22 protein-coding genes and 5 tRNA genes are annotated in these 22881 nt (G+C 70.5%); 16 read left to right on the forward strand and 11 right to left on the reverse strand.

Annotated elements, in window-relative coordinates; genetic code table 11:
• Positions 1-230 precede the first annotated feature (230 nt).
• Positions 231-920: a hypothetical protein gene (locus ACUKCB_RS12800; RefSeq protein WP_473040717.1), complete on the forward strand. Its 690-nt coding sequence runs from the start codon at positions 231-233 to the stop codon at positions 918-920.
• A gap of 111 nt (positions 921-1031) precedes the next feature.
• A complete protein-coding gene (locus tag ACUKCB_RS12805) occupies positions 1032-1190 on the forward strand; it encodes a hypothetical protein (RefSeq protein ID WP_473040718.1) in 159 nt (52 codons plus the stop codon).
• Between the two features lie 116 nt (positions 1191-1306).
• Here the strand turns inward: ACUKCB_RS12805 and thrS are convergent, their stop codons facing one another.
• Entirely contained in the window at positions 1307-3280 is a 1974-nt protein-coding gene (thrS, locus tag ACUKCB_RS12810) for a threonine--tRNA ligase (RefSeq protein WP_473040719.1), read from the reverse strand.
• 579 nt (positions 3281-3859) lie between these two features.
• Between thrS and ACUKCB_RS12815 the strand changes: the two genes are divergently transcribed.
• The gene (locus ACUKCB_RS12815; protein WP_473040720.1) at positions 3860-4177 is read left to right on the forward strand and encodes a PGPGW domain-containing protein; all 318 of its coding nucleotides are present in this window, start codon (positions 3860-3862) and stop codon (positions 4175-4177) included.
• A 138-nt stretch (positions 4178-4315) separates the two neighbouring features.
• Here the strand turns inward: ACUKCB_RS12815 and ACUKCB_RS12820 are convergent.
• Positions 4316-4389 (reverse strand) — tRNA-Val (locus ACUKCB_RS12820).
• A gap of 477 nt (positions 4390-4866) precedes the next feature.
• On the opposite strand from ACUKCB_RS12820, the gene ACUKCB_RS12825 reads away from it, so the two are divergent.
• Positions 4867-5289: an SsgA family sporulation/cell division regulator gene (locus ACUKCB_RS12825; RefSeq protein ID WP_191273252.1), complete on the forward strand. Its 423-nt coding sequence runs from the start codon at positions 4867-4869 to the stop codon at positions 5287-5289.
• A gap of 144 nt (positions 5290-5433) precedes the next feature.
• Here ACUKCB_RS12825 and ACUKCB_RS12830 read toward each other — a convergent pair whose 3' ends face one another.
• The gene (locus ACUKCB_RS12830) at positions 5434-6276 is read right to left on the reverse strand and encodes an aminotransferase class IV (RefSeq protein WP_473040721.1); all 843 of its coding nucleotides are present in this window, start codon (positions 6274-6276) and stop codon (positions 5434-5436) included.
• A 398-nt stretch (positions 6277-6674) separates the two neighbouring features.
• On the opposite strand from ACUKCB_RS12830, the gene ACUKCB_RS12835 reads away from it, so the two are divergent.
• The 9 genes from ACUKCB_RS12835 to ACUKCB_RS12875 all read left to right on the forward strand — a co-directional run bounded on the left by ACUKCB_RS12835 (position 6675) and on the right by ACUKCB_RS12875 (position 13048).
• Complete coding sequence (locus tag ACUKCB_RS12835) at positions 6675-7106, forward strand: roadblock/LC7 domain-containing protein (RefSeq protein WP_191273248.1); 432 nt, start codon at positions 6675-6677, stop codon at positions 7104-7106.
• Positions 7107-7266: 160 nt separating this feature from the next.
• Positions 7267-7339: transfer RNA gene (locus ACUKCB_RS12840), tRNA-Gly, on the forward strand.
• A 71-nt stretch (positions 7340-7410) separates the two neighbouring features.
• Positions 7411-7483, forward strand: a tRNA-Gly gene (locus ACUKCB_RS12845).
• A gap of 51 nt (positions 7484-7534) precedes the next feature.
• Positions 7535-7609, forward strand: a tRNA-Cys gene (locus ACUKCB_RS12850).
• Positions 7610-7629: 20 nt separating this feature from the next.
• Positions 7630-7703: transfer RNA gene (locus tag ACUKCB_RS12855), tRNA-Val, on the forward strand.
• 665 nt (positions 7704-8368) lie between these two features.
• Positions 8369-9955: a BCCT family transporter gene (locus ACUKCB_RS12860; protein WP_473040722.1), complete on the forward strand. Its 1587-nt coding sequence runs from the start codon at positions 8369-8371 to the stop codon at positions 9953-9955.
• Positions 9956-10054: 99 nt separating this feature from the next.
• Positions 10055-11170 (forward strand): winged helix DNA-binding domain-containing protein, encoded by a 1116-nt coding sequence (locus tag ACUKCB_RS12865; protein WP_473040723.1) that lies wholly within the window; start codon positions 10055-10057, stop codon positions 11168-11170.
• A gap of 113 nt (positions 11171-11283) precedes the next feature.
• Positions 11284-11577, forward strand: a complete 294-nt coding sequence (locus tag ACUKCB_RS12870) for an Rdx family protein (RefSeq protein WP_473040724.1) — start codon at positions 11284-11286, stop codon at positions 11575-11577.
• A gap of 217 nt (positions 11578-11794) precedes the next feature.
• Positions 11795-13048 carry an RNA-guided endonuclease InsQ/TnpB family protein gene (locus tag ACUKCB_RS12875; RefSeq protein ID WP_473040725.1) on the forward strand — a complete coding sequence of 418 codons (1254 nt, stop codon included), beginning with the start codon at positions 11795-11797 and terminating at the stop codon, positions 13046-13048.
• A 57-nt stretch (positions 13049-13105) separates the two neighbouring features.
• Here ACUKCB_RS12875 and ACUKCB_RS12880 read toward each other — a convergent pair whose 3' ends face one another.
• A complete protein-coding gene (locus ACUKCB_RS12880) occupies positions 13106-13873 on the reverse strand; it encodes an enoyl-CoA hydratase/isomerase family protein (protein ID WP_473040726.1) in 768 nt (255 codons plus the stop codon).
• Between the two features lie 137 nt (positions 13874-14010).
• Between ACUKCB_RS12880 and ACUKCB_RS12885 the strand changes: the two genes are divergently transcribed.
• Both ACUKCB_RS12885 and ACUKCB_RS12890 read left to right on the forward strand, forming a co-directional pair.
• The gene (locus tag ACUKCB_RS12885; RefSeq protein ID WP_473040727.1) at positions 14011-14352 is read left to right on the forward strand and encodes a UBP-type zinc finger domain-containing protein; all 342 of its coding nucleotides are present in this window, start codon (positions 14011-14013) and stop codon (positions 14350-14352) included.
• Between the two features lie 183 nt (positions 14353-14535).
• Positions 14536-15777, forward strand: a complete 1242-nt coding sequence (locus ACUKCB_RS12890) for a cytochrome P450 (protein WP_473040728.1) — start codon at positions 14536-14538, stop codon at positions 15775-15777.
• Between the two features lie 45 nt (positions 15778-15822).
• Here the strand turns inward: ACUKCB_RS12890 and ACUKCB_RS12895 are convergent, their stop codons facing one another.
• The 6 genes from ACUKCB_RS12895 to ACUKCB_RS12920 all read right to left on the reverse strand — a co-directional run bounded on the left by ACUKCB_RS12895 (position 15823) and on the right by ACUKCB_RS12920 (position 21295).
• On the reverse strand, positions 15823-17097 hold the full coding sequence (locus tag ACUKCB_RS12895; RefSeq protein ID WP_473040729.1) for a cytochrome P450: 1275 nt from the start codon (positions 17095-17097) through the stop codon (positions 15823-15825).
• Positions 17094-17768 (reverse strand): GTP-binding protein, encoded by a 675-nt coding sequence (locus ACUKCB_RS12900; protein WP_473040730.1) that lies wholly within the window; start codon positions 17766-17768, stop codon positions 17094-17096. Before ACUKCB_RS12900 ends, ACUKCB_RS12895 begins: the two co-directional genes overlap by 4 nt.
• A complete protein-coding gene (locus ACUKCB_RS12905; RefSeq protein ID WP_473040731.1) occupies positions 17749-18120 on the reverse strand; it encodes a DUF742 domain-containing protein in 372 nt (123 codons plus the stop codon). The genes ACUKCB_RS12900 and ACUKCB_RS12905 overlap by 20 nt, the downstream gene beginning before the upstream one ends.
• The gene (locus tag ACUKCB_RS12910) at positions 18117-18536 is read right to left on the reverse strand and encodes a roadblock/LC7 domain-containing protein (RefSeq protein ID WP_473040732.1); all 420 of its coding nucleotides are present in this window, start codon (positions 18534-18536) and stop codon (positions 18117-18119) included. Before ACUKCB_RS12910 ends, ACUKCB_RS12905 begins: the two co-directional genes overlap by 4 nt.
• 98 nt (positions 18537-18634) lie before the next feature.
• A complete protein-coding gene (locus ACUKCB_RS12915; protein WP_473040733.1) occupies positions 18635-20425 on the reverse strand; it encodes an ATP-binding protein in 1791 nt (596 codons plus the stop codon).
• A gap of 339 nt (positions 20426-20764) precedes the next feature.
• Positions 20765-21295: an ArsR/SmtB family transcription factor gene (locus ACUKCB_RS12920; protein ID WP_473040734.1), complete on the reverse strand. Its 531-nt coding sequence runs from the start codon at positions 21293-21295 to the stop codon at positions 20765-20767.
• Positions 21296-21585: 290 nt separating this feature from the next.
• On the opposite strand from ACUKCB_RS12920, the gene ACUKCB_RS12925 reads away from it, so the two are divergent.
• The gene (locus tag ACUKCB_RS12925; protein WP_473040735.1) at positions 21586-22122 is read left to right on the forward strand and encodes a DUF7144 family membrane protein; all 537 of its coding nucleotides are present in this window, start codon (positions 21586-21588) and stop codon (positions 22120-22122) included.
• A gap of 111 nt (positions 22123-22233) precedes the next feature.
• On the opposite strand, the gene ACUKCB_RS12930 is transcribed toward ACUKCB_RS12925, so the two are convergent.
• A complete protein-coding gene (locus tag ACUKCB_RS12930) occupies positions 22234-22680 on the reverse strand; it encodes a carboxymuconolactone decarboxylase family protein (RefSeq protein ID WP_473040736.1) in 447 nt (148 codons plus the stop codon).
• Positions 22681-22881: the final 201 nt, after the last annotated feature.

Consider the following 22881-nt stretch of genomic DNA (forward strand, 5'->3'; position numbering starts at 1 on the left):
CCGCTTCCGGACAGGCGCTTGCCGGTTCCGCCTCCATTCGCGGGGTCTACTCCTCCCTGTGCCACCGCAGGGCGCCCCTGAGGGGTGACAAGCACCACCAATCGGCACAGAATGGACTGACAAGGCCAGTGCGGGCCCCCTGATTTCCGGGTCCGCGGAGACCCGGCCCGCCTCGGCGGGCCCGTACCGGGTCCCTGGCTCCTCACGTTCCCCACCCGAGGAGACACCGGATGGAAGGCGCCCTGTCCCTGCTCGCCCTGGTCACCGTGGTGGTGTCGGCCGGGGTGATCACGGTCGCCGCGCACTTTCGCAAGGAGCGGGCCGCCGAACTCCAGGCATGGGCCCGAGAACACGGTTGGCACTACACCGAGCACCACCCGAGCCCCTTGGAGGACGCGGTCCTGCCCCGGCCCGTCCAGGGACCCGGCACACGTGCCCGCCACGTGCTCACCGGGCGCCGGGGCACGCACCTGACCACCATGTTCGAGGTCACTCGCAGCCCCTCCCCCGTTTCGCGGCGCGGCGCCGGGCAGGAGCGGCAGACCTACCGGGTCGTCGCGGTGCGCACCCCGGGGCCCAGCGCGGACCTGGAGATCCACCGTCGTGACCTGGCCCGTATCGTGTCCCTCGACGGCCGGGGCGATCCGGAGGAAGTCGACCGGGCCTTCTCCGAAGCCTTTCGCACCGTCGGTACCGATGACGACTTCACCCGTGCCGTCCTGGGCCAGGACACCGTCTCCTGGCTGCTGTCGGACTGCCGGTCACGCTCCCTGCCGGTACGCTTCACCGGATCCCATGTCCTGACCTGGGCTGCCATGCACCTGGATCCGGACCGCGCCCTGACCGCCGCGGACTATCTGATCGACCTGGTGGACCGGGTCCCCGCCCAGGCGTGGGAACGCGATACCACCGAGTGCTGATCCGTGGCCCGCGGTCCCGCGCCGGGGCGGAGGCGGGCACGAACATGCGGTCCCCCGTGCCGAGGACGGATAAAATCCGGCTTACCCCAACGCACAAGGAGTGGAACCCCCATGAGCGACCCCAATGCCACACACCGCATCTCGCGCGAGGACCTGTTCCGCGATGACGAGGAGGAGACCACGGCGGACCCCAACGCCACCGCGAAGATCTCCCGCGAGGACCTCTTCAAGGACGACAAGGAGCCCAAGGGCCAGAGTGAGCGCGGCTGACCCGGCCCGCCCGGGAGAAAACGGAGCGCCCGCCCCCGAAAGGGGACGGGCGCTCTCCACGTCCGTGGGACGGCTTCGGGACGGGCTCCGCCCCGAAGCCGTCGGCGGGGCGTTCGTCAGCGGCGCTCACGGACCGCGGTGACGATCTCGGCGACCGCCTCCTCCACGGGGACTCCGTTGTTCTGTGAACCGTCGCGGTAACGGAAGGACACCGCGTTCTTGCTGATGTCCTCGTCACCGGCCAGCAGCATGAAGGGCACCTTCTGCTTCTGGGCGTTGCGGATCTTCTTCTGCATCCGGTCGTCTCCGGCGTCGACCTCGACCCGGATCCCCTCCGCGCGCAGCTTGGCGGCGACCTCCTGCAGGTAGGGGACGTGCTCGTCGGCGATGGGGATGCCCACCGCCTGGACCGGGGCGAGCCACGCCGGGAAGGCGCCCGCGTAGTGCTCCAGCAGCACGGCGAAGAACCGCTCGATGGAACCGAAGAGGGCGCGGTGGATCATCACCGGGCGCTGGCGGGTGCCGTCGGCGGCGGTGTACTCCAGGTCGAAGCGCTCGGGCAGGTTGAAGTCCAACTGGATGGTGGACATCTGCCAGGTACGGCCGATGGCGTCCTTGGCCTGCACGGAGATCTTCGGACCGTAGAAGGCTGCGCCGCCCGGGTCCAGGACCAGTTCCAGCCCCTGCTTCTCGGCGGCCCGGCGGAGGGTGTCGGTGGCCTCGTCCCAGCTGGCGTCGTCACCGACGTACTTCTCCGGGTCCTTGGTGGACAGCTCCAGGTAGAAGTCCTCCAGACCGTAGTCGCGCAGCAGCTCCAGCACGAAGGTCAGCAGCGAGTCGAGCTCGTCCGCCATCTGCTCGCGGGTGCAGTAGATGTGCGCGTCGTCCTGGGTGAAGCCCCGGGCGCGGGTCAGGCCGTGCACAACACCGGACTTCTCGTACCGGTACACGGTGCCGAACTCGAACATGCGCAGCGGCAGCTCACGGTAGGAGCGCCCGCGCGCGTCGAAGATCAGGTTGTGCATCGGGCAGTTCATCGGCTTCAGGTAGTAGTCCTGACCGCCGTCGAGCTGCATCGGGGGGTACATGCCGTCCGCGTACCAGTCGAGGTGCCCCGACTTCTCGAACAGGGCGCTCTTGGTGGCGTGCGGGGTGTAGACGAACTCGTAGCCACTCTCCTCGTGCCGCTTGCGGGAGTAGTCCTCCATGACCCGGCGGATGATGCCGCCCTTGGGATGGAAGACCGCCAGGCCGGAACCGATCTCGTCCGGGATGGAGAACAGGTCGAGTTCGGAGCCGAGCTTGCGGTGGTCGCGCTTCTCGGCCTCCTCCAGGAAGGCCAGGTACTCCTTGAGCCTGTCCTTGTTCTCCCAGGCGGTGCCGTAGACCCGCTGGAGCTGCGGGTTGGTCTCCTTGCCCCGCCAGTAGGCGGCGGCGGTGCGCATGAGCTTGAAGGCCGGGACCACCTTGGTGGTGGGGACGTGCGGTCCCCGACACAGATCCTTCCAGCACTGCTCGCCGGTGCGCGGGTGGATGTTGTCGTAGATGGTGAGCTCACCGGCGCCGACCTCGGCGGAAGCACCGTCGGCCGCCTCGGCGGCGCCGCCCTTGAGGCCGATCAGCTCCAGCTTGTAGGGCTCGGTGGCCAGCTCGGCGCGGGCGTCGTCATCGGAGACGACACGGCGGTCGAAGCGCTGCCCCTGCTTGATGATCTGCTGCATCTTCTTCTCGATGCTCTTGAGATCGGCGGGGGTGAAGGGCTCGGCCACGTCGAAGTCGTAGTAGAAACCGTTCTCGACGGGCGGGCCGATACCCAGCTTGGCCTCGGGGAAGAGCTCCTGGACGGCCTGGGCGAGGACGTGCGCGGTGGAGTGGCGCAGGATCGCCCGTCCCTGCTCCGAGTCGATCGCGATCGGCTCGACGGTGTCTCCGTCGGAGAGCTCCCAGGCCAGATCGTGGGGTTCCCCGTTGACCAGGGCGGCGATCACGGTCCTGCCGTCCGCCTCCAGTGCCTGCCCCGCGGTAGTCGTGGCCGCCACCGCACGCGGGGTTCCGGCGAGGGTGATGTGCAGCTCAGACGCGGCGGACACGGTGACTCCTAGGGATACGTCGATGTCGTGGACGCGAACCGGCCGCCGGAGACGGCGGCCAGGGTTTTCGCACCCCGATGCTATCGGCTCCGGGGTGGGACCGCTTCTGGTTGTCCACAGGTCCGGCGACCGGCGGTCGGTGGCACGCCTGCCCCTCCTTCCGGCCGGGCCCCGGGGAGGAGGGAATCATCCCGATTCGGTCCGGGGATTCGGCCTGTTCCGCCGCAGTGCGACGACACCCCCAGCCGGTCACCGGGAGGTCCCCGAGACGGACTCCAGCGGGGATGAACCTGCCGACATCAGAGTGTTCTGTCAGCAATCGTCATGTTTTTCGGTGGTTCAACGCCACCGTTGAAGGAACCATTGATCCGATCAACGAGATCGGTGACAATCAGCAGACATTCGACCTCGTGTCTCGCCTCCGTCCCGAACGCACCCGTCGTATCGACCGAATACTGTGAGCGCATGTCACCGAGCCCACCAAACGGGCCTTCCGCCCGGGAGACATCCCCCACTCACCACGCCCGAATCCGCCGGTGGAGGCGCCTGCGCGCACGGCTGCGCCTCTTCCGCAGACGCATGCACACCCACCCGGCCCTGCACCTTCCGTGGCGCATCCTGGTCGGCACGGTGGGCACCGTCGTCATTCTGGCCGGGGTCGTCATGATGATCGTCCCCGGGCCGGGGATCGCCTCGGTTCTCCTGGGCATGCTCGTACTCAGCAGCGAGTTCCGCTGGGCCCACCGGCTGTTGAGGCCCGCCCGGGTGTGGTCCCGGAAGGGTGAGAGGTGGGCGATGCGGGTGAGGAGCGAGTTGTTGTCGCGTCTGCGCTCGCGCAGGGCCGCCAGGGCCGAACTACGGGGACGCGCCTCCCCGCACGGCGCACCCGAGGAATAGGCGGGAACCTTTCCCGCCCCGGGCAACTTCCGAAAACCACCCTGCGGACGCATACGCGCACGTTGCCCGGGCCTTGCGGGACCAAAACCAAAAAAAGAGGACCCACTCCGTGCGATACGGAGTGGGTCCTCCCGCCTGTGGGCGATACTGGACTCGAACCAGTGACCTCATCGGTGTGAACGATGCGCTCTAGCCAACTGAGCTAATCGCCCTCGGGCCTGTGCCCCGTCCGCCCTCTCGGCCGGACAAGAAAAACTCTAGCGCATGTTCGGGGGTGGTTGATGCACCCCCGGCCGCCCACGGGCCCACACAGGTGTGACTGAGGTCACATATCATGGCTGGCGGGGTCCCACAGGATTCCTTTACCGGCCGCGATCCCCGCAGTGAGTAGGAGTTCCCGCCTCCGTGGACCCTCCCGAGACGACCGCGGATTGACCTCCGCGTGACACGGGCCACTCATCATGGGGAAATCTTTGGTTTCCCCTGGTCATTACAGTGACGAAGGATCGTGGTGCCGCCCCGCGGCGCGCTGGACCCGCTGGGCGGGCAGCGAGACCTCCGGTCCCATCGACCAAGAAAAGTCTCCGTACTCACGTCATGGTCCGCGGGTACCCGCGTTGGAGCGAGTGAGACGGCAACCGGCTCGCGCCCCAGGACGCCTGGGCCGGACGAGAAAAGGTTTGGCGAACATGAACAGTAGCGACACCACTGCCACCGCCGAGCTGGGCCTGCGACTCGTGGTCCCGGAGCGCACCGCGGTTCCACTGGTAGCACGACTCGACTACAGCTCTGAGGACCCGTACGCGATTCGCGTCGCCTTCCACACCGGCGAGGACAACCCCGTCGAGTGGATCTTCGCGCGCGAACTCCTCACCGTGGGCATCGTGCGCCCGGTCGGCGAGGGAGACGTCCGGGTGTGGCCCTCCAAGGACGACAGCGGGGACCGCTCGGTCAGCATCGCGCTCTCCTCGCCCTTCGGGCAGGCCGAGTTCGACACCCAGGTCGCCCCCCTCGCGGAGTTCCTCCACCGCACCTACGAGATCGTCCCGGCCGGGCAGGAAGCCCAGTTCGTCGACCTCGACGAGGAGATCCAGCAGCACCTCCACTCCTGACGCGAAGGTCCAGCGGCACCTGGGCGCCCGTGGGGGTCCCGCATGTCCGCGGGGCGGCGGGAAGGACCGATGACAGGGCAGGGACGGCGCCTGGGCGCCGTCCCTGCCCTGTCGTGTCACCTCCGGCGGGCCCGGACGGGTCCGTCACGGGTCGAGGTCGGCCGCGGAACGCTCGGCGAACACGGCCCTGGCCTTCGCGGTGACCGGGCCCGCCTCGGCGGACACCCGCTGGTCACCGATGTTCAGAATCGGCTGTACGTCGCGGCCGGTGGAGGTCAGAAAGGCCTCGGTGATCTCCGGGAGCCGCTCCATCGGAACGTCCTCCTCCGCACCGCCGAACCACTCCAGGACCAGTTCCCGGGTGATGCCCGCGAGCGGACCGGCCGAGAGCGGAGGGGTGAGGAGCCGGCCGTCGAGCACCACGAAGACGTTGCTGCCGGTGCCCTCGCAGAGGTTCCCGCTGATGTTGCGGAAGACCGCCTCGCCGGCCCCGCGTTCACGCGCGTAGGCGAGGGCGCGCACGTTGTCCGCGTAGGAGGTCGTCTTGAGGCCCGCCAGCGCACCGAACTCGTTACGCGGCCAGGGCGCCAGGGCCACGTCGGTGGCGGGGGCGATGCCCGGGAAGGGGCCCAGGGCCACGATGGCGGTCTGCTCCCCCCGGCCCCGGTCCGAGCCCAGGGGGCCGGTCCCGTCCGTGACGGTGATGCGCACCCGGGCGTCCGGCAGCTCCGGGTTCGCGGCCACCGCCCGGGCCACGCCGTCCGCGATCAGCTCCAGGTCGGGCTCGGCCATGCCCAGCCCTCGGGCGGACCGGGCCAACCGCCTCAGGTGGCGGGTGAGCGCGAACGGCCTGCCGCCCTGTGAGCGGACCGTCTCGAAGACCCCGTCCCCCACGGTGATCCCGTGGTCGGTCACGGGGATACGCGCGTCCTCGTCCTCCAGCACGGCGCCGCGGCCATAACCGGCGCCGGCGATCCACACCCTCATTCCAACCCCCGAGTTCTCAAGGCCCCTGGTCGGGCCGGTCTCTTCCCGAATCCTCCCACCTGCGGCACCCACCGTGCCCGGAGAATCCGCCGTACCCGCCCTTACCCGCCGGGCCCGCGCCTTGGCAAGTCCTCTGTCCGGCACCGGCCGCCGGTCCGGTTCCCGCGTTCCGTACGGGGGCGTCTCCACTGGTCACGGAGTCGGCCCTCCGATGCGGCCCACCCGGAACCGACGGCTGCAGCCGGACAGATAAGTTACGAATGACTATCATCTGGGCAACGCTTATGCGGGACCGGTGGCGCCCGCCCCCGCCGCCTCTCCGACCGGTGTACGTGAAGCGTTCCGCAGCGCGCGTGCCCCTGTCACTCGCGACCACACCAGACACAGCAAAGAGAGACATGACCCCACCGAGCACCGCCCGCGGCGAACTCAGCTGGCTGCTGGACGACCTCCTCACCCGCGCCTCGGGCACACAGCACGCGATCGTCCTGTCCACCGACGGACTCCTGATGGCCACTTCCAGCGGCCTCGACCGCCCCGCCGCCGAGCACCTCTCGGCCATCGCCTCCGGTCTGCACAGTCTCGCGGGAGGAGCCAGCAAGCAGTTCTCCGCCGGGACCATCCGGCAGAGCATCATCGAGATGGACCGCGCCTTCCTGTTCGTGGCCGCCGCGGGAGAGGGCGCGTGCATGGCCCTGATGTCGGACGCCGACAGCGACGTGGGGCTCATCGCCTACGAGATGAACAAGGTGATCGAGCGGGTCGGCCAGTACCTGTCCGCCCCGCCCCGGCCCGACATGCCCTCCTCCCCCGCCCACGTGGAGAAGTAGCCAATGCCGCCGCGGCGGGCCGGCCGGGCCTGCCACGGCAGGGCGCAGGAGCCCTCCGGCGGAAGTCGATTTCGCACTTGCCCCAACTTCCGCTAGAGTTCCTAACGCAGCGAGGGACGCGGCACCGGCGAAGACCGGAGCCGAACCGAGAACTCGCCGTGCGGACGTGGCTCAGCTGGTAGAGCATCACCTTGCCAAGGTGAGGGTCGCGGGTTCGAATCCCGTCGTCCGCTCGAACGATTCGCATAGCGCCGCCCCAGGTGGCATAATCGGATCAGGCCCGGGAGAACATCCCAGGCCGCACGCGGACGTGGCTCAGCTGGTAGAGCATCACCTTGCCAAGGTGAGGGTCGCGGGTTCGAATCCCGTCGTCCGCTCGGAGAAGAGGCACGCATGGGTGCCGCTCGGCACCCTCGTGCTTCCTGTAAGCCGGAGTGGCCGAGTGGTTGAGGCAAGGGACTGCAAATCCCTGCACACGGGTTCGATTCCCGTCTCCGGCTCCATGCGAACCTCATTCCCATGAGGGCGATTAGCTCAGTTGGCTAGAGCACTACCTCGACACGGTAGGGGTCACAGGTTCGAGTCCTGTATCGCCCACACGCAGTACGAAAGGCCAGATCTTCGGATCTGGCCTTTCGTCGTTTCCGGGACTGCCGAGCACCTGTCCCGGGCCGCCCCCGCAGGAGGGGGTGCGGGCCCGTCCGGCGGCCGCCCGGGCAGTGAGACGGGCGGCACAGGGTTCCGGGGCCGGAGCGGCGGCACCCGCTCCCACATGCGAGTACGCTCGTTCGGAGGCTCCGCCGGTTCCTCGGCCCGACGCGGCCCGGCCGGTCCCGCGGCACCCCGCGGGAGACGGTGTCCGGGGGCCGAAACACGACCGTTTCCCGGTCGGCCCGTCAGTCGGAACCGTGTGCGCAGGCCCCTGAGTCAGTGCGCGGCCGTGCTGTCGACCGCGGCAGGCGCCGACTCGGACCAGGGCCTGCCGCCGATGTCACGGGGCCCTCCTCGCCGCCACCGGTATCCCTCGGGGTCCCGCATGCTCGCCTCGACCCCGATCCGTCCTGATTCTCCACTCGGCACGCCCCGCACACCGCGGAGGGGCTCCCGAGATCTCGATCATCCACCGACGAACAGGCGGCCCGTTTCCGTGCAATCCGCCCTTGGCCCCAGACCAGACGAACGCGACGGCCCACAGCCGTGCGAACCCTCGTGCCGTGTGTCACCACCGAAGGTGGCCGACGTCGCGAGAGAGGAGTCGACCCATGAATGACACCACCGAACGAGGAACCGTCGGGGTGGTCTTCTGGGCCTCCCTCTCCATCTCGGCGCTGTTCGTGGTCTGGGGCGTGGCCGCCCCGGAGCACCAGACGGCCACCATGAGCTCCGCCCTGAACTGGATCACCAGCAGCTTCGGCTGGGCGTACCTGCTGCTACCCCTCCTGCTCCTGGTACTCCTGACCGGTCTGGCCTGCAGCCGTTACGGGCGCATCCGGCTGGGCTCGGACGAGGACCGCCCCGAGTTCGCCACCCACACCTGGATCGCCATGATCCTGTGCACGGTGATGGGCATCGGCCTGGTCTCCTACGGCATCGCCGAGCCGATCTCGCACTTCACCACCCCTCCCCACGACCTGGCCGAGGCGGGGACCCCGGGAGCGGCGGTCCTGGCCCTGCAGTACTCCTTCTACGACTGGGGTCTGCACGCCTGGGCGATCTTCGCTATCTTCGGTCTGGCCCTGGCCTACTCGATGCACCGCAGGAAGCGCCCCGGCCTGGTCAGCGCCCTGTTCCGGCCGCTGATGGGTCGGCACGCCGACGGTCCCCTCGGCAAGGCCATCGACGTCTTCACGATCTTCGCCACCCTGTTCGGCACCACCACCTCCCTCGGTCTGGGAGCCCTGCAGATCGACAACGGGCTGAACCGGCTCCTGGGCACCCCCACCGGGATCACCACCCAGGTCGTCATCGTGGTCGTGGTCACGGCGCTGTTCAGCCTCTCCGCGGCCTCCGGGATCAAGCGCGGCATCCGCTACATCAGCGAGATCAACCTCTCGGTCGCGGCGGTGCTCTTCCTGTTCGTGCTCCTCCTCGGCCCGACCGCGTTCCTGATCTCGCTCTTCCTGGAGTCCTTCGGCCAGTACGGCGGCGACTTCCTGCTGATGAGCCTGCGGGGCCCGGCCTTCGGCGACGCCGAGTGGCTCCAGGGCTGGACGTACTTCATGATGGCCTGGTGGGTCTCCTGGGGCGCCTTCGTCGGTCTGTTCCTCGCCCGTATCTCGCGCGGCCGCACGATCCGCCAGTTCGTCCTGGTCGTCCTCGGCATGCCCAGCCTGGCCTTCTTCGCCTGGTTCTCCGTCTTCGGCGGTTCGGCCATCGACCTGGACCTGAACCACGGCACGGACATCGCCGGCGCCACCGCGGCCGACCTCAACAGCGCCTTCTTCGCCACCCTGGCCGAGTTCCCGATCCCCTCGGTCACGACGGCGCTGGTGGTGATCCTGGCGGTGCTCTTCTTCGTCTCGGGAGCCGACGCCAACACCTACGTGCTGGGCATGCTCACCACGCACGGTTCCATCCGACCCCGGACGCCGATCCTGCTGCTGTGGGGGGCGATGACCGGAGCCCTGGCGATCATCCTGCTGTTCTCGGGCGGACTCAACGCGCTGCAACAGACCGTCATCGTGGCCTCGGCGCCCTTCCTGGTCATCATCGTGGGCGTGGTCGTCAGCTTCTGCCGCGACCTGAGAAGCGAGGAACGGGCGGAGCCGGTCGGCGCGCCGACCGCGCACCCCGCACCGGCGGACGACGAGCCCGCGGCGAAGGTGAGCGAGCCGCTCCGGTCGAACTGATCGCCGGGGCGGGCCCGGCCCCGGGAAGTGGCGGACAGGATCCGACCTCCACCTCTGGGATCGTTCTCCTGGAAACCACGAGGACCGCAGGAGCAGGCGATGCCCACCGGAACCGAGCCCGCCCTGGACCAGCGGGCGCTCAACCGCGCCACGCTGGCCCGGCAGGCGCTGCTCGCCCCGACCGACATGTCGGCCCTGGAGACCGTGGCCCACCTCGGCGGCCTCCAGGCGCAGGAACCGCAGGAGCCGTTCGTGGGGCTCTGGTCGCGGCTGCGCTCCTTCGATCCGTCGGAGCTGTCGGCGCTGCTGACCGAACGCCGCGTGGTGCGGGTCCACCTCATGCGGCGGACCGTGCACCTGGTCACCGCCGAGGACGCCCTCGCCTGGCGGAGCCGGTTCGACACCATGCTGTGCCAGAAGGTCATGGGCGTCTACCGGAACGAACTCCGGGATGTGGACCTGGCGGAGCTCGCCGAGGCGGGCCGGGCGGTGATGTCCGACGGTGAGCCCCGCACCATGAGCGAACTCGTGGCGGCCGTCGCCGACCGCTGGCCCGGACCGGGTAAACGGCCCCTGGGCGAGATGCTGGTCTCGGCGCTGCTCCCCGTCGTACAGGCCCCGCCGCGCGGCCTGTGGCGGGCCAGGGGCGGGGTACGCAACGTCCTGATCTCCTCCTGGCTCGGGAGAGAACCCGCCCCGCCCGCCCCGGAGGGTTCCGACCCGGTCGGCCAGGCCCTGGTCCGGCGCTACCTCGCCGCCTACGGACCCGCGACCTCCACCGACCTGCGTTCCTGGTGCGGGCTGGCCGGGTTGCCCGCTGCGGTGGCCGCCACCCGCGAGGAGCTGGTCTCCTTCCGCGACGAACGCGGCCGGGAACTGCTGGACCTGCCCGACGCCCCGCGCCCGGACCCCGGGACGGAAGCCCCGGTGCGGTTCCTGCCCGCGTTCGACAACGCGGTCCTCGGCTACCACCACCGCGGGCGGATCATCGACGACCGGCACCGGGGTCTGTCGGTCGCCGGTGAACGCGTGGTGCTGGTGGACGGCCGCGTCGCCGCGACCTGGCGGGCCGAGGACGGCACCGTGGCCGTCACCCCGTTGCGGCCGCTGACCGGGGCCGAGCGGACGGAGGTCGGTGCACGGGCCGAGCTGCTGGCCCTGTTCCTCTCCGACGGCGGGACCGACCGGGTACGGATCGACGTCCCGGTCGGCTGAACGGGTCGGACGGGGCCGGACCGCGGTGCGCGGCGCGACCACCGCGGCCGACGGGAGGACCCTGACGGCGACGGTGGAGGTCCCGCTGTCAGGCACCGGGCATACTGGTGACCGTGTCAGAACAGGTGAGGAAACCCCGGCTGGAAATCGAGTACTGCACGCGCTGCAGGTGGCTGCCGCGCGCGACGTGGATGGCGCAGGAACTACTCACCACCTTCGAGGCCGAACTCGGCGAGGTCGCCCTGGTGCCCGGCACCGGAGGCGTCTTCGAGATCCGTGTCGACGGCGAGGCCGTCTGGTCCCGCAGCAGCGACGCCGCCTTCACCGACGCGGCCGACGTCAAGAGGCTGGTCCGGGACCGGGTCGCCCCCGAGCGGCCTCTGGGCCACTCCGAGCGGCAGACCTGAGAGCCCTGGACGGACCCGGGTGACCCGGGCGGTCGGGAGACCGCCCGCGGCCCCGGCCTCCGGCGGCCACGCGCCCCGCCGACGCCGCCACCGGGGCGGGTCACCGTTCCTCCCGGAGGATGCCCCGGTCTTCAGGCCGGGGAGGAATCCGGGACAACCCGCCTGCGCTCTGCTGTTTTGCCTTACACATGCCCCTCCTTGGGTCATACTTTGCTGTATGCGGACGGCGTACAAGTGCCGGGCCTACCCGGACCCCGAACAAGCGGCCCAGTTGGGCCGCACGTTCGGATGCGTGCGCCTGGTGTGGAACAAGACCCTCGCTGAGCGCCACACGGCATACCACCAGCGCGGCGAGAAAACCTCGTACAAGCAGACCGACCAGGCGCTGACCGGGTGGAAGCGCGGCCAAGACCTGGCGTTCCTGGCAGAGGTGTCCTCGGTCCCGCTCCAGCAGGCCCTGCGGCACCAGCACACCGCGTTCGCGAACTTCTTCGCCAAACGCGCCAAGTACCCCCGGTTCAAGAGCAGGACCGGTCGCCAGTCGGCGCACTACACCCGCAGCGCGTTCCGCATCCGCAACGGGCAGGTGTTCCTGGCCAAGCAGACCCGGCCCTTGGCGGTGGCGTGGTCCTGGCCGCAGGTGGATCTCACAGCGCTGAACCCGACCATGGTGGTCCTCTCCCGTGAGCCGGACGACCGCTACTACGCGACCTTCGCTGTACAGGCGGCTGATCCCGAGCGCGCACCCGAGTGCAACTCCGAGGTCGGTATCGACCTGGGGGTCAAGGACTTCGCCACCTTGTCCACCGGGGAGAAGATTCCCAACCCCCGGCACCTGGAGCGTAAGGCGAAGAATCTGGCCCGGTACCAGCGGCGGATGGCCCGCACACAGCGCGGTTCCAACAACCGCCGCAAGGCCAAGCGCAAGGTCGCGATCGCGCACCGCAAGGTCCGCCACGCACGGCAAGATTTCCTGCACAAGACCACGACCCGTCTGGTGCGCGAGCACGACCTGGTCGCTATCGAAGACCTCAACGTGTCCGGGATGACCCGCTCCTGCCGGGGTACCGTCGACGCCCCCGGCAAGCAGGTCGCCCAGAAGTCCGGGCTGAACCGTTCGGTGTTGGACGCCGCCCTGGGCGAGTTCCGCCGCCATCTGGAGTACAAGGCCCACCGGGCCGGACGCACCATCGCGGTGGTCGACCGGTGGTTCCCCAGCAGCAAGACCTGCTCGGACTGCGGGCACCTGCTCGCCAAGCTTTCCCTGGGCACGAGGCACTGGACGTGCCCGGCCTGCCGCACACGGCACGACCGTGATGTCAACGCGGCCAAGAACATCCTTGCGGCTGGTCGAGTCGCAGCCCGAGAACACTCGGGTGATGCCTGTGGAGCTGGTGTCAGTCGGCAAGGGTCCTCCCTTCCGCAGTCGGCAACGAAGCAGGAAACCGGGCCTGTGAGGGCCGGGCCTTAGGGCCCATACGCGCGCAAGCGCGTATCGGAATCCCCTCCCTTCAGGGAGGGGAGGAAGTCAATCCCCGGTGAAGGTCGCACTGGTGCGGTCGAGCGAGGCGGCGACCCCGGCCTCGTTGTCCTTGGTGTCGAGCAGTTTGGTCTGTTCGACGACCTCCCGGTCCAGCGCGGCGGGCAGCGCGGCGAGCAGGTCGGCCCGCATGGTGACCTTCATCGAACGCACCGCCAGCGGCGCGGAGGCGGCGATCCGGTGCGCGTACTCCAACGCGCCCTCACGAACGGCGCCGTCCGCGACCAGCTGGTCGGCCAGCCCGATGGTGTGCGCCTCGTGGCCGTGGACCCGGCGGGCGGTGTAGAGCATGTCGGCGGCCCGCTGCTCCCCCACGATGCGGGGCAGAGAGACGGTCAGCCCGAAGCCCTGGTGCAGGCCGAGGAGTCCGAAGTTGGCGTGGAAGCGGGTGGAGGGCGCGGCCACCCGGAAATCCGCCGCGCACGCCAGGCCGAGCCCGCCGCCCACGGCCGCGCCCTGGACGGCGGCGATGACGGGCACCGGCAGCGAGAACAGGCGCAGCCCCTGGCCGTAGATGGCGTCGAGGGTCCGGACGGGGGTGTCGCCGACCCCGCCGGAGGCGAAGTCCACCCCGGCACAGAAGTTCCTGCCCTCCGAGCACAGCATGAGGGCACGGCAGCCGCCGGGGGCGCTGAGCTCCTCTGCGGTGTCCGCGAGCTCCGTGAGGACGTCGAGGTCGAAGTGGTTGTTCGGGGGGCGGTGGATCTCCAGGACGCCGACGTGACCGTCGACGCGCACGGACAGCTCCTCGCTCATGGGAGTGCCTTCCAGGTTGTTCGGGGCGACGGCGACGAGGTTATCGGCCGCCCCGCTCGGCCCGGCACACCGGGCGCCGGTGCGCGGCTCGGGCGTGGTTCACCCTCCGTGCCCGCCGCGGTGGGTAGCGTGGCGCCATGAGCAACGAGATCGACCCGGCCGTCCCGCCCAGCGGCGACGGCTGCCAGGAGTGTCTCGCCGGCGACGGGTGGTGGGTGCACCTGCGCCGCTGCGCGGAGTGCGGGCACGTCGGCTGCTGCGACAGCTCACCCGCCCAGCACGGCACCCGCCACTTCGAGGCCACCGGCCATCCGATCGTGCAGAGCTTCGAACCGGGCGAGGAGTGGTTCTACGACTTCCGTACCCGCGAGGTCGGCCGGGGTCCGGAACTGGCTGCGCCGACCTCGCACCCGCGGGACCAGCCGGTGCCCGCTCCCGCCGACCGGGTTCCGGCCAACTGGCGGGAACTCGTCCGCTGAGGTCGGGGGCCGTGACGGCCCCGACCGGGGCGGACCGGCCCACGGTCCGGTCGGCCCGGCGCCCTTTTCGCCCGGGCACCGGGTTCACGGCGCGGGCATCGGGGGCAGGGATGGACTGTGACCGGGCACCCGCCCAGCGCGGACGCCTCCCCCTTGCCACCCCGTGACCTGGAGCGTGATCGTGTGACCACCGCCCATGGCATCCCGGACCTGCTCTCCCCCGAGTTCCTCGCCGACCCCTACCCCGCCTACTCCCTGCTGCGCGAGCGCTCCCCGCTCCTGTGGCACGAGCCCACCTCCAGCTACGTCCTCTCCCGTTACGACGACGTTCGGCGCGTCTTCCAGGACCGGGAAGGGGACTTCTGCACGGACAACTACGGCTGGCAGCTGGAACCGGTCCACGGGCGGACCATCCTCCAGCTCGACGGGCGCGAGCACTCGGTGCGCCGCGCCCTGGTCGTGCCCGCCTTCCGCGGCCGGGACCTGCGCGAGCGGTTCCTCCCGGTGATCGAGCGCAACAGCCGCGCGCTCATCGACGCCTTCCGTACCACCGGCCGCGTCGACCTCGTCTCCCAGTACGCGACCCGGTTCCCGATCAACGTCATCGTGGACATGCTCGGTCTGGACCAGGCCGACCACGACCGCTTCCACGACTGGTACACCTCGATCATCGCCTTCCTCGGCAACCTCTCCCAGGACCCCGGGGTGGCCGAGGCCGGGCTGCGGACCCGGGAGGAGTTCGCGGAGTACATGCTCCCGATCATCGCCGAACGCCGGGAGAACCCCGGCGACGATCTGCTCTCCCGGCTCTGCCTGGCCGAGGTGGACGGCACCCGGATGACCGACGAGGAGGTCAAGGCCTTCTGCAGTCTCCTGCTGGCAGCGGGCGGGGAGACCACGGACAAGGCTCTGGCCGGCCTGTTCGCCAACCTGATCGCGTCCCCCGACCAGCTCGCGGCCGTGCGCGAGGACCGTTCCCTGATCCCCCGTGCCTTCGCCGAGTCGCTGCGGTTCACCCCGCCCGTGCAGATGATCATGCGCCAGGCCGTCCGGGACGTACGGATCGGCGGCGGCACGGTACCCGCGGGGGCCACCGTCACCTGCCTGATCGGGGCGGCCAACCGGGACCCCGACCGCTTCGCCGCCCCCGACACCTTCGACCTGTTCCGCACGGAACTGGCGGAGGCCACCTCCTTCTCCGCCGCGGCCGAACACCTCTCCTTCGCCCTGGGCCGGCACTTCTGCGTGGGCGCCCTGTTGGCCGAGGCCGAGGTCCGGGTGGGGGTGAACGACCTGCTCGACGCCATGCCGGACGTGCGACTGGCCGAGGGCGCCGAACTGGTCGAGCAGGGCCTGTTCACCCGGGGCCTGCGCGAACTCCCGCTGGAGTTCTCACCGGCGCCCCGCCCCCGTCCCACCCGCTGAGGGCGCCTGGCCGCGGGCGGGGGGACGGCGGGCGGGGCAGGGCCCTCAGCCGGTGATCGGGCTGAACCTCGCGGGCAGTTCGAACAGACCGCGCATCCACACCGAGGGCCGCCAGCGCAGTTGCTCGGGACGCACGGCCATCCGCACGTCCGGCAGCCGGTCCAGCAGGGTCTCCACCGCGGTGCGAGCGATCACCTCCGCTGCTTCGGGTGCGGGGAACGGGCAGCCGTGTTCCCCGTGCCCGAACGACATCTGCGCCCGGTTGGTTCCGTGGATGCCCAGGTCCCCGGTGTTGAGCCGGGGGTCGCAGTTGGCCGCGGCCAGCCCCAACACCAACAGGTCTCCCCGGTTGATCCGGCGTCCGCCCAGCTCACAGGCCTGTACCGCCCAGCGGCCGATGAAGTTCTGGGTGGGGGTGTTCTTCCACAGCACCTCGTTGAGCGCCTCGCCCGCGCTGCTGCGCCCGCCCTGGAGGGTCAGGGAGAAGTCGTCGTCGAGCAGCATGAGCCGCAGTGTGTTGCCGATCCAGTTCCCCGTGGGCGCCTGGGCCGCCGACATGATCACGAGCAGGTCGATGACCACCTCCTCGTCGGTGAGCCCCGCCGAGTGCAGGAGCAGCCGGGAAGGGACGTCGTCGCGCGGGTGGGCCCGACGCTCGCCGACGATCCGCCGCATCCGCTCCTGCACCCGCTGGTGGGCCCGGGTGGCGTCGGCCGTGACGTCCAGGGAGAGGAGGATGTCCCGGACCATGCCGGGGACCTCCGGTTCGGGAAGGCCGTACAGCCGGGCGACCACCGCTGCCGGGATCTGGTGGGCGTACTGGCTGACCAGGTCGGCCTCACCATCACCGGCGAACTGGTCGATGAGCCGGTCGGAGACCTGCCGGCACAGCGCGTGCAGGTCGGCGCGGTCCGTGGCGTCGAGGGCGTCACCGATCGCTCCGGCCCTGCGCTGGTGTTCGGCGCCCTCGGTGAACATCACCGACGGGGTCCACATCACGTACGGCAGGAGGGGCCAGCTGTCGTGGACGTGGTCCCACAGGTTCCAGCGGCGGCAGTCCCTGGCGAACCACTCGGGCCTGCCGGTGACGTGGTGCAGCTCCCGGTAGCCGAGGACGAACCACGCGGGGATGTCGCCGTCGAGGAGGATGGGGGCGACCGGGCCGAAGCGTCTGCGCATCTCCTCGTACAGCGGTACCGGGTCCCGGGCGATGTCGGGACCGTAGAACCGCATGGCGTTCTCGTGTTCGGGTGACAGGGGCGCCGTCCCCCGACCCGGGGGGCGGACGGCGGTTCCCGGTGTTCCCGCGGTGTTGTTCATGTCGGCCCCTCCGGGGTGGACGCGTGCCCGGCCTCGGGCGCGGTCGGACGGTGTCTGGCCAGGTGGTGGACGAGGGCGATGAGGACGTCGCGGCTGGACTCGCGGCGGCGCGCGTCGCACTCCAGCAGCGGGACCTCGTCGGACAGGTCCAGGGCGGTGCGCACGTCGGCCAGGCTCGGGCCCGGGCCGAAGCGGTTGACCGCGACGACGAACGGCGTCCGGTGGTGTTCGAGGCGGTCGATGGCGTACCAGGACTCCTCCACCCGGTCGGTGTCGACGAGGACGACCGCGCCGAGGCTGCCGACGAAGAGCTGCTCCCACAGGAACCAGAAGCGTTTCTGGCCGGGGGCGCCGAAGAGGTAGAGGACCCGGGTGGCGTCGACCGTGATCCGGCCGAAGTCGAACGCGGCCGTCGTGGTGCGTTTGTCGCGGACGGCGCTGAGGTCGTCGACCCCGGCGCCGGCCCGCGTCATGATCTCCTCGGTGCTCAGCGGGCGCATCTCACTGACCGCACCGACCATGCTCGTCTTCCCCACGCCGAACCCGCCCACGATGACGATCTTGAGGGCGTTGCTCGCCGTGCCGGCGAGGGGCGGACGCCTCGTGGCCGTCGTCCCCCGGTCGGCTGCCGTGGCCGTCCCGGTCGTCTGTTCAGAGGCGTTGGAGGGCAAGGAGCACCTGCTTCAGGGTGTCGGGGTCGTGCCGCGGCCCCTCCTGGGGAGTGGAGGGGACCGGGTGCCGGGCCACCACCGCCCCGGTGTCCAGCAGGTCGATGAGGAGGATCCGCACGACGCTCACCGGGAGCCCGAGTTCGGCGGAGATCTCGACCACGGCGGTGGGACGTGTGCACAACCGGAGGATGTCGGCGTGCTCGGACTGCATGTGCGGCGCGGGTTCGGACTCGGCCACGAGGAGGGTGACGGAGTCGAGGGCGGGGACGCCGGGATCGCCGGGGTCGCCGCGCCCTCCGGTGACCGTGTACAGCCGATCCGGTGCCTCACTGTCGAGATGGTCCGTGTTCATCGGGGCGAAGCCGCCTCGTGGTACCTGCGGCGGGGTTCGGCCGGCAGGTGGACGGCGATCTGCTCGACGAGTTCGTTCATGTGGCGGGCGACCGCGCCGACGTCCGCCTCGTACCCGGCGACGACGGCCAGGTGGGCGCCCTCGCCCGCGCCGACGATGAGCAGGAGCCCACCGCCGTACTCCAGCATGGCCTGGCCCGCACCGGTCCCGTCGCCGAACTCGGCGGAGGCGCTGAGGGACAGGCTCTGGATCCCGGCGCAGATCGCGGCGAGCTGGTCGGCCCGGTCCGTGTCCAGTTCCTGGCTGTGGCACATCCTGAGCCCGTCCCTGGACAGCACCAGGACGTGTCGGATGCCCGGTGTCCGGTGCCTCAGGTTCTCCAGCAGCCAGTCGAGGCTGGCATCCGTGGTCGTCATCGGGTTCTTGGGGCGGTGGTCCGGACCCGGTACGGCCCGGTGCCCCTCCCTCCGTTCCTCTTCGATCGGTTTCGGTTGGTACGCGGCGGGGAGCGTGTTCATCGGCCGCTCTCCCGGGTGGTGTCCCGGCCGTTCCCCTCGGGCGGGGCACCGGCGTCCCGGAAGGCGGCGAACCGGGTGGGGATCCCGTTGCGCGCCTGGGGGTCGAGGTGCCTGCGCGCGGTGGGCAAGAGCTGCTCGGGGTTCTCCCGGACCGCTTCGGCCAGGGTGTGGCCGCGTCGGCGCTGGGGCAGGTTGACGGGCCCGGTCGGCTGTCCGGGGCCGGTGCCGGACGGTTCCGGGCCGGCGGGGCCGGAGCGGGCGTCGCGTCGGGGCAGGGGCGGGCGGTCCGTAGCGCCCCGTGCCGGGGGCGGCGGGCCGACCGGCATCCCGGCCGACGGCGTCCCGGCCACTGGAATCCCGGCAGCGGGAGTGCCGGCCGAGGGCACTGCGGCCGGCGGCGTACCGGTCCCGGGGGCGCTGACCACGGGGGTACCGGCGGTGGTCGCGCGCGGTCGCCGCACCCGGGCACGGGGTTCGGTGATGAGGTTCGGCGGGATGAGGACGACCACCCCGACGCCGCCCCTGGCCGAGGGCCGGAAACTCACCTTCAGGCCGTACTTGTCCGCCAGGCAGCCCACGACCGCCAGCCCGGTCCGAATGCCGGGGAGGGTGGCAAGGGTGCGGGGCTCGGCGATGAGGTTCTCGGCGACGCGGCGTTCGCGCCGGCGCATCCCCATCCCGCTGTCCTCGACGGTGATGGTGACCCCGGTGTCCTCCTCCTGGACGTAGACGTGGACGTCGGTACCGTGCGCGGAGAAGTTGGCGGCGTTGTCCATGAGTTCGGCGAGTGCCTGCATGACGCCCTCCGCCGCGTAACCGACCACCGCGACCCTGCTGGTGTAGTGCAGGCGGACCCGCCGGTAGGCGGTGATGCGGCCCATGGCCCCGCGGAGGATGCTCTCCATCACGATGGGCCGGGTCCAGCGGCGCCCGGAACGCCCCTGGGCCAGGACCACGAACGCGTCCGCGAGACGGCCGGTGCGGGAGACGTTGTGATCGACCTTCAGGAGGTCGGAGAAGATGTCGGCGCGGTCGCCGTAACGATCCTCCAGGTCGCGGAGCTGGGCGAGCAGGGTGGTGAGGTGGGCCTGGATGCGCGCACCGGAGTTGGCGGCCGAAACCAGCGCCGTGGCGGAGCGGCGTTCGGCGGCCAGGATCTCGTCCAGCACGCGGCGGCGCAGCCGCGCGACGGGTTCGTGGACGTCCTGGAACTCCTGGACGAGGGTCTCGGCGGCGGTGGTGCGGTCCTCACGGACCCGGTGGACGATCAGCGGCAGGACGGAGTCGGCCAGGTCGGCGACCTCGTCCTCGATCTCCGCACGGGCGTCCCGGTCCCGGGCGGAGCGGCGTTCGGCGCTGGCGACCTGGGTGGTGACGGCGTGGGCGAGCCGGTCGATCGTGGGGTGGCCGGGGCGGGGGTGTCGGGCGAGCACGCTCTGGGCCGAGTGCCCCTCGCGGGCGGCCTGGGAGACGGCGGGCAGGAGCGCGTCGACGACCCACCCCGCCTCCTCCTCCAGAATCCGTGCGCCACCACTGACCCGGGTGCTGTGGGCTCGGGCGATGCGTGCGGCCGCCGCCTGGTGGGCCGCGGTGGCCACGGCCGCGCACAGCAGGACCCCGACCACGCCGCCGACCAGGGCGATGAGGGCGCGGGTCGGCGCCGGGCTCTCGAACACCGCCCAGGACCAGGCCGGAGCGGTCAGTGCGGATGTGGCCAGAAGAGCGACGAGTGCCTGTTGGCCGGGGCGCGGAAGGGGGCGTTTCCGGTCGGACAGGTGTACTGCCATGAATGGATTCCTCACGGCGTTCGTGCGGCTGGCGGAGTCGTTGTTGTTCCACGGGCCCGCAATTCGGGCAGGGAACTTCCCGCCCCGGACCCGAGTTCTTCCGGGGCGGGTGGATTTCACGGTAGTCCACCGCAAGAAGGAACGTGGACTTTCTGCCAATCAGGCCCGACAGCCAGCACAGAAAAATTATCGGCACCACACAGAACAGCAACAAAAGGTAGATGACCGGTTTTCCCCTTTTATCAACAAAGGGAGGACGCGTGGGCTCCGGGCGACCAAAACGCCTTCACGGTGAACGGTTCGGGGAACGGGTGCGAGGCCGGGGATTTCCGGAAGGGATCAGCCCCTGGCCGCGGCGAGGATCACCATGAGGGGAACCAGCCGCTCCGGGGGGATGACGTAGTGGCCCCGTCTGCGGGTGGTGAGCCAGCCCGCCGCGGCCAACAGGTTGACGTGATGGTAGATCTGGCCGCTGGTGCCGAACTCCGCGCGTTCCTTGAGTTCGGCGACTGTGCCGACTCCGGACCAGACGGCGTGGAGGAGGCTGAGCCGAACGGGGTTTCCCAGGGCGTCGAGACTGCCCGCCAACTGGGACCAGTCGAGGCCTTCGAGCCGGTCGACCGGGATTCCGCTCTGCCACTCGACCGGCTGCCCCCCGACCGGCACGACGCCCGCGAAGACCACGGCTCCCTCTTCGGGAGCACGTTCCCTGAGCGCCTCCAGGGCGAAGAAGCGCTCCGGGTAGTCCGAATCGGCGCGCTGGTCCTCCCGCACCCGGTCCCGCTGCTCCAGTTCGGCGACCCGGGCCTCCAGGTCGGCGAGGCGTTCCTGCGTGGTTCGTTCTGGCACGGCCCCAGGATACAGGATCATACGTTGTTACGTAAAAGCAAATAAAAGACCGCGGATCCGGACCGGAACCGAGCCCCGCCGTCCGCGGACACGGCCCCGCTCCGTCGGACACCACGCACCTCCCCGCATCCCCGGGAACGAACCGGAAAGGCGCACCCGGGCTTTGCCGGATCCGGGCGAACCGGTTCCCTCCCCCTTACACCGCGTGGCTGATGATGAAGGTGCGGCGTACGGACCGCCTGCTCGTCACACCCGAGGGGTCGGCCCCGTCGGACCATTCGGTTCGCGGTTCGACCGGCAAAGGAGCACCTATGCGGACACAGGCCAACGGTTGGCAGTACTTCGTCTCGACGCTGCTCATCGTCACCGGCGCGATCAACATCATCCAGGGCCTCGCGGCGTTCTTCACCCCGGGTTTCTACGTGGCCGCCGAGTCACAGATGCTGGTCCTGGAGTACGAGGCCTGGGGCCTGCTACTCGGCCTGTGGGGTGTGGTGCTGGTCGTGGCGGGTCTGGCGGTCCTCTCCGGCAGCACCTGGGCCCGGGCCTTCGGCATCGTCCTGGCCTCCCTGAACGCCATCGCCCAACTGACCTTCCTGGTCGCCATGCCGTTGTGGTCGGTGGTGGTCATCGCCGTCGACCTCCTGGTCGTCTACGGCCTGACCGCCGGCTGGCCCGCCGCGATCCGCGGCGAGGAGGGCGAGGCGTCCGAGGGCTCCCGAGAGTCCGGCTACCGCGCCGGGTACCGGGCCGCCCACGAACGGCCCACCTCGACGCCCCACCCCACCCGCTCCCCCGAACAGGGCCAGGAGCAGGGGCCGGGCCGGCGTCAGCAACACACCGGCTGAACCAGCGCGGCCGAGCACCGCTGCCGCCCCGTCCCGTGGTTCCGGGACGGGGCGGTCTTGGTGCGCGCCCCGCCACGGAACGGCCGCCCGGGCAGGTCGGCCGAGGGCCGGTCAGCGCTCCCTGGGGTGCAACCGGCTGGTGACGGCGAGCCGGTTGTAGAGGTTGATCATGGCGATGGCGGACATCAGCGCGGCGAGCTCCGTCTCGTCGAAGTGCTCGGCGGCCTCTTCGTAGACCTCGTCGGACACGCCGTGGCCGCCCAGCTCGGTCATCTCGTCGGTCAGGGCGAGGGCGGCACGCTCCCGTTCGGTGAAACGGTCCCCGGCCTCGTACCAGGTGGACACCAGGAAGAGCCGCTGCTGGGACTCGCCCTCGCCGAGGGCCTTCCGGGTGTGCAGGTCCACGCAGAACGCGCAGCCGTTGAGCACGGAGGCGCGGAGTTTGACCAGTTCCAGCAGCCGGACATCCAGGTGCTCGGCGATCACGAGGTCGACCTCGTCGAGCTTCTTGTAGACCTGCGGCAGTTTCTTCGCCCAGACCACGCGCTTGTCAGCCATGAGTACCGTCTTCTCCTCGTCGAACACCGTGTCGAAGCAGATGCTACGTTCCCCTCGCTCCGGGAAACGCGCAGCGCCGGAGTGTCCTTCCCCCGCATGTCGGTGCGCCCTCCCGTGCAGGCCACCGGGCCCGGTCCCGGTCGGCCCGCCCGGTCAGGGCATCCCGCCTCCGCGCGGCGCGAAGGCGTCCACGGGGAGTGT

It is taken from the genome of Nocardiopsis moroccensis (genome assembly GCF_055763695.1).